The following is a 6,488-nucleotide window of genomic DNA, read 5'->3' on the forward strand; positions in this document are numbered from 1 at the left end:
CTCGGCATCGTCGGCGAGAGCGGCTCAGGCAAATCGACCGTGGCGCGCTGCATCGTGCGCCTGATCGATCCGACCTCCGGCGGCGTGCGCCTGGCCGGCCGCGAGATCTCCAACATCTCGCGTCGCCTGCTCCAGCCGCACCGGAAAAAGATCCAGATCGTGTTCCAGGATCCCTACCGCTCGCTCAACCCGCGCGTCACCGTCGGCGAGAGCATCGCGGAAGGCCCGATCAATTACGGCGTCTCGCACGCCGACGCGATGAAGCGGGCGCGCGAGCTGCTTGAGCTCGTCGGCCTGCCGGCGGACGCGGTGTCGCGCTATCCGCACCAGTTCTCCGGCGGCCAGCGCCAGCGCATCGCCATTGCGCGTGCGCTCGCGCTCGATCCCGACGTGCTGGTCGCGGACGAAGCGGTCTCCGCGCTCGACGTCTCCGTGCAGGCGCAGGTGCTGGAACTGTTCGACGAGATCCAGAAGCGGCTCGGCATCGCCATCCTGTTCATCACCCACGATCTGCGCGTTGCGGCGCAAATCTGCGACGAAGTCGTGGTGATGCAGCACGGCCGCGTCGTCGAACAGGGCCCGGCCGCCGAAGTGCTGACGCATCCGAAAGAGGACTACACCAGGGCCTTGCTGGAGGCAGCACCCGGCCGCGGCTGGGATTTTGCGAATTTCCGGCCGGTGGCGGAGGGTATGGCGGCGAGCGCCTGACGTCGTCCCGGCGAAGGCCGGGACCCATTACCCCAGGGAGGCGTTTGGCGAAGACTTGTGGTCCGGTGCTCACACCGTGCGCAATCGATGGACCTCGCGGTATGGGTCCTGGCTTTCGCCAGGACGACACCGAGGTTGTGGCGCGTCGCTACGCTCACAACACCACCGCATCCGCAGCATTCCCAAAACGGCTTGACCCCATGCGCTTTCGAATTGCTTCCCGGCTTGCCCTCGCCGCAAGGGCAAGGCTAACGTCGCGCACTTTCAATCGCCTGGACTGAATTGATGACACGTATCGCCGTCGGCGGCTTCCTGCACGAGACCAACACTTTCGCTCCGACGAAGGCCACGTTTAGCGATTTCCAGCATGGCGGCGGCTGGCCGGCGATGACGCAAGGCGTCGACGTGCTGAAGGTGATGCGGCGCATCAATGTCGGGCTCGCCGGTTTCGTCGACAGCGCCGAAGCCAATGGTTGGGAACTCATTCCGACGATTGCTTGCGGTGCCAGCCCGTCGGCGCATGTCACCCGGGACGCCTTCGAGCGCATCGTGAAGGTGATGGTCGACGGCATCGCTTCTGCCGGCCCGCTCGATGCGGTCTATCTCGACCTGCACGGCGCGATGGTGACCGAACATCTCGACGACGGCGAAGGCGAAATTCTGGCGCGCGTGCGCCGCGTCATCGGCAAGGATGTTCCGCTGGTCACGAGCCTCGACCTGCACGCCAACGTCACGCCCGAAATGATGGAACACGCGGACGCGCTGATCGCCTACCGCACCTATCCCCATGTCGACATGGCCGAGACGGGCCGTGCCTCCGCAAGGCATCTGGCGCTGCTGCTGAACAGCAGGCAGCGCTTCGCAAAGGCGTTCCGGCAATTGCCGTTCCTGATCCCGATCAGCTGGCAATGCACCAACGACCAGCCGACCAAGGGCATCTACGAGAAGCTCGCGGCCCTCGAAAACGACGCCGTGCCGACGCTGTCCTTCGCGCCGGGCTTCCCTGCCGCCGATTTCCGCGACTGCGGGCCGAGCGTGTTCGCCTATGGCAAGACACAGGAAGACGCCGACCGCGCGGCCGATGCGATCGTCAAACTGATCGAAAGCCACGAGGACGATTTCGACGGCAAGATCTGGTCGCCCGACGACGGGGTGCGTCATGCGATGGAACTCGCGAAGGGCGCGAGCAAGCCGATCATCATCGCCGATACCCAGGACAATCCCGGCGCCGGCGGCGATTCCGACACCACGGGCATGCTGCGCGCGCTGGTGCGCAACAAGGCCAGCGCCGCCACCGGTGCGATCTACGATCCGGAATCGGCGAAGGCCGCGCATGCCGCCGGCGTCGGCGCCACCGTGACCCTGTCGCTCGGCGGCAAGTCCGGCATTCCCGGCGACGAGCCCTATCGCGAGACCTTCGTCGTCGAACAGCTCTCCGACGGCCGCTTCATCGCGCCCGGCCCCTATTATGGCGGCCGCGAGATGGAGATGGGCCCCTCCGCGGCCTTGCGCATCGGCGACGTCCGAATCGTCGTCTCTTCGCACAAGGCGCAACTCGCCGACCAGGCGATGTATCGCTATGTCGGCATCGAGCCGACCGAGCAGAAGATCCTGGTCAACAAGAGCTCGGTGCACTTCCGCGCCGATTTCGAGCCGATCGCCGAAAAGCTGATGATCTGCGCCGCCCCCGGCGCAATGCCGGCCGACACAGCCACCCTGCCCTGGACGCGCCTGCGCCCGGGCATCCGCATCAAGCCGAACGGCCCCGTTTTCAATCCCCCTTCACGCTAACCGGACAGGAACACATGCCCACGATCGAGCGCATCGACGGCTATGCCGACGAACTCACCGCCATTCGCCGCGACCTTCACGCCCATCCCGAGATCGGCTTCGAGGAAGTGCGCACCTCCGGCATCGTCGCCGACAAGCTGAAGAGCTGGGGCATCGAGGTGCATCGCGGTCTCGGCGGCACCGGCGTGATCGGCGTCATCAAGGGCAAGGGTTCGAGCGGCAAGCGCATTGGCCTGCGCGCCGACATGGACGCGCTGCCGATGGAAGAGAACACCAATCTGAAATGGAGCTCGAAGATCCCCGGCCGCTTCCATGGCTGCGGCCATGACGGCCACACCACCATGCTGCTCGGCACCGCGCGCTACCTCGCCGAAACCAAGAACTTCGACGGCACCGTGCATCTGATCTTCCAGCCGGCCGAGGAAGGCCTTGGCGGCGCCCGCGCGATGATCAAGGACGGCCTGTTCGAGAAGTTTCCCTGCGACGAGCTCTACGGCCTGCACAACGCGCCCGATCTCAACCACGGCGAGATCGCGATCCTGCCCGGCCCCGCGATGGCCAGCGCCGACTTCTTCGACCTCCGCATCACCGGCTACGGCGCGCATGGCGCGATGCCCGAGCGCTCCAAGGATGCGGTGATCATCGCGACCACGCTGGCGCAGGCGATCCAGACCATCGTCAGCCGCAACGTCGAGCCGCTGCAGGCCGCCGTCATCTCGATCACGCAGATCCATGCCGGTTCCGCCTACAACGTCATCCCCGGTGAAGCGCATCTGTGCGGCACCATCCGCACCTTCTCGAATGAAGTCCGAGCCCTGATCAGCGAACGCATCCGCACCATCTGCGCCGGCATCGCGAGCGCCTATCAGTGCGAGATCGAAGCCGACATCCGCGACACGTTCGGCGTGCTGGTCAACCAGGTCGAGCAGTCCAAGGTGGTCGAGGAGGTCGCGCGCACGATCGTCAACCCCGCCAACGTGATCACCCGCGCCCAGCCGAAGATGGGCAGCGAGGACTTTGCCGACATGCTGCAAACCATTCCCGGCGCCTATTTCTGGGTCGGCCATGACGGCTCGGTGCCGGTGCACAATCCCGGTTTTGTGCTCGACGACAAGATCCTGCCGATCGGCGCCAGCATGTTCGCCCGGATCATCGAGACACGCATGCCGGTAGGTGCCCATGCATAAAAAGAGCGTCCCAGAGGCGGTCACCTCGCTGCACGATCTCTCCGCGGTCGATCTGATCGCGGGTTATCGCGCAAAACAGTTCTCGCCGAGCGAGGTGCTGGACGACGTGCTCGAGCACGTCGCCGCGTGGGAGCCGCACCTCAAGGCGCTCTATGCGTTCGATCCCGACGGCGCGCGCGAGGCCGCGAAGGCCTCGACCGCGCGCTGGTCCGGCGGCGAGCCGTCCGGCCCGCTCGACGGCGTGCCGGTGACGGTGAAGGACAACATCGCGACCAAGGGCGTGCCGGTGCCGCTGGGGGCGGCCAGCGTCAAGCTCGTGCCGGCCGAGAAGGATGCGCCGCCCGCCGCGCGGCTGCGCGAGGCCGGCGCGATCGTCTTCGCAAAAACCACCATGCCCGATTACGGCATGCTGTCCTCGGGGCTGTCCAGCTTCCACGCGCTCGCGCGAAATCCCTGGGACCTCTCCAAGAATCCCGGCGGCTCCAGCGCCGGCGCAGGTGCCGCAGCGGCCGCCGGCTATGGCCCGTTGCATCTCGGCACCGATATCGGCGGCTCCGTGCGCCTGCCCGCGGGCTGGTGCGGGCTCGTCGGGCTGAAGCCGAGTTTTGGCCGCGTGCCGATCGATCCGGTCTATGTCGGCCGCGTCGCCGGCCCCATGACCCGCACGGTCGACGATTGCGCGCTGATGATGAGCGTGATCGCCAAGCCCGACCGCCGCGACGGCATGAGCCTGCCCGCCGAGCCGCTCAATTGGAAGGGACTGGAAAAATCGCCGCGCAAATTGCGCATCGGGTTGATGCTCGATCCCGGCGTCGGCGAGAAGCTGGAGAAGCCGGTGCGCGAGGTCGCGGTGAAGGCCGCGAAAACGTTCGAGTCCGCCGGCGCCGTCATCACCGAAGTCGACGGCATCCTGACGCGCGAGATGCTCGACGGCCTCGACAATTTCTGGCGCGCGCGGATGTGGGACGATCTGTCGAAGCTGACGCCGACCGAACAGGCAAAGGTGCTGCCCTATATCTTCAAATGGGGCGAGTCCGGCGCAAAGCTGTCCGGCGTCGACGTCATCCGCGGCTTCAACCAGACCATGGCGATCCGCACTGCCGCGGCAAAGCTGTTCTGCGAGCTCGACTACGTCATCTCGCCGACCGCGCCGAACGTGAACTATCCGGCGGAGTTTGCCTCGCCGACCAACGATCCGATGAAGCCGTTCGAGCACATCGCCTATACCGTGCCGTGGAATATGTCGGAGAACCCGGCGATCTCGATCAACGGCGGCTTCGACGCCAAGGGTTTTCCCATCGGCGTGCAGATCGTCGGCCGCCGCTTCGACGATATCGGCGTGCTCGGCATGGCCAAGGCGTTCGAAGGCCTGCGCGGCCCGCAGCGGCCCTGGCCCAGCCCGCCGGCGCGCTAGCGCCTCAGCGCAACTCGTCATGCGCGGGCTCGACCCGCGCATCCATCCTCTTCAAAAAAGATGGATTGCCGGGTCAAGCCCGGCAATGACAGAATTGATTCAAGAAATGACAGGGAAGGAAACCACCATGGCGTATGAAACGATCACGTATGAGGTCGCCGAGCAGATCCTCACCATCACGCTGAACCGGCCCGACAGGCTCAACGCCTTCAACGCGCAGATGCAAGGAGAGCTGATCGACGCGTTCGACGCCGCCGACAAGGACGACAACGTCCGCGCCATCATCGTCACCGGCGCCGGCCGCGGCTTTTGCGCGGGCGCCGACCTCTCCTCCGGCGCCGACACCTTCGATCGCGACGCGCGGCGCGGGCCCGTGAAGCGGTTCGCCGACGGCAAGGTCGATTACAGCGATCCGCAGGTCCGCGACGGCGGCGGCCAGGTGACGCTACGCATCTTCAAGTGCTTGAAGCCGGTGATCGCCGCGGTGAACGGACCCGCGGTCGGCATCGGCGTCACCATGCAACTCGCGATGGACATCCGCATTGCCTCGGACGCCGCACGCTTCGGCTTCGTGTTCTCCCAGCGCGGCATCGTGCCGGAAGCCGCCTCGAGCTGGTTCCTGCCGCGCATCGTCGGCATCTCGCAGGCGCTGGAATGGTGCTATTCGGGCCGCGTCTTCCCGGCGCAGGAGGCGCTTGCGGGGCGTCTGGTCAGCAAGGTCGTGCCGCCCGATGATCTGCTGCCAACCGCCCGCGCGCTTGCCAAGGAGTTCGCCACCAAGACCGCACCGGTGTCGGTCGCGCTGATCCGCCAGATGATGTGGCGCATGATGGGCGCCGACGATCCGATGGAAGCCCACAAGGTCGACAGCCGCGGCATCTACGCCCGCGGCCGCTCCGACGACGTCAAGGAAGGCGTGGTGTCGTTCCTGGAAAAGCGCCCGGCGCAGTTCAAGAACAAGGTGTCGAGCGACATGCCGGACTATTTCCCGTGGTGGAGCGAGCGGGAGTATAAGTGAGGGATCGTCGCGCTTCGTAGGGTGGGTTAGCAAAGCGTAACCCACCTCTTTCGCATCCGCGGTCACAGAAGTGGTGGGTTACGCCTTCGGCTAACCCACCCTACAAGACCGTCACTCCATCACCAGCGCCACGCGCCCGATCGCCTTGCGGTCGAGCAGCAGCCGCATCGCCTTGGCAAAGTCCTCCAGCGGCAGGCGGTGCGAGACGTTGGGGCGCAGCTTACCCTCCTCCGCCCATGCGAGCAGCGCCTTCAGGCGCACCTCGCCGAGCGCCGGATTTTTTCGCACGGCTTCGCCCGCGCGCACGCCGAGCACACTGGCGCCCTTGATCAGCAGGAGATTGGTCTTCGCCGAGCCGATCCCCCCTGTG

At 66.1% G+C, this 6,488-nt stretch carries 6 protein-coding genes; 5 read left to right on the top strand and 1 reads right to left on the bottom strand.

The window, feature by feature from the left end; translation table 11 throughout:
* The 5 genes from ACXJL8_RS30125 to ACXJL8_RS30145 form a co-directional block, all read left to right on the top strand.
* A partial coding sequence (locus ACXJL8_RS30125) for an ABC transporter ATP-binding protein (protein ID WP_456686100.1) occupies positions 1-708 on the top strand: 708 nt, incomplete at its 5' end.
* 285 nt (positions 709-993) lie between these two features.
* On the top strand, positions 994-2,499 hold the full coding sequence (locus ACXJL8_RS30130) for a M81 family metallopeptidase (RefSeq protein ID WP_456618265.1): 1,506 nt from the start codon (positions 994-996) through the stop codon (positions 2,497-2,499).
* Positions 2,500-2,513: 14 nt separating this feature from the next.
* Complete coding sequence (locus ACXJL8_RS30135; RefSeq protein ID WP_456618266.1) at positions 2,514-3,686, top strand: M20 aminoacylase family protein; 1,173 nt, start codon at positions 2,514-2,516, stop codon at positions 3,684-3,686.
* Positions 3,679-5,100 (top strand): amidase, encoded by a 1,422-nt coding sequence (locus ACXJL8_RS30140; RefSeq protein ID WP_456618267.1) that lies wholly within the window; start codon positions 3,679-3,681, stop codon positions 5,098-5,100. The genes ACXJL8_RS30135 and ACXJL8_RS30140 overlap by 8 nt, the downstream gene beginning before the upstream one ends.
* A gap of 127 nt (positions 5,101-5,227) precedes the next feature.
* Positions 5,228-6,118, top strand: a complete 891-nt coding sequence (locus ACXJL8_RS30145) for a crotonase/enoyl-CoA hydratase family protein (protein WP_456618268.1) — start codon at positions 5,228-5,230, stop codon at positions 6,116-6,118.
* A gap of 111 nt (positions 6,119-6,229) precedes the next feature.
* Here ACXJL8_RS30145 and ACXJL8_RS30150 read toward each other — a convergent pair.
* A partial coding sequence (locus ACXJL8_RS30150) for a zinc-binding dehydrogenase (RefSeq protein WP_456686101.1) occupies positions 6,230-6,488 on the bottom strand: 259 nt, incomplete at its 5' end.

It is taken from the genome of Bradyrhizobium sp. P5_C11_2 (assembly GCF_054049755.1).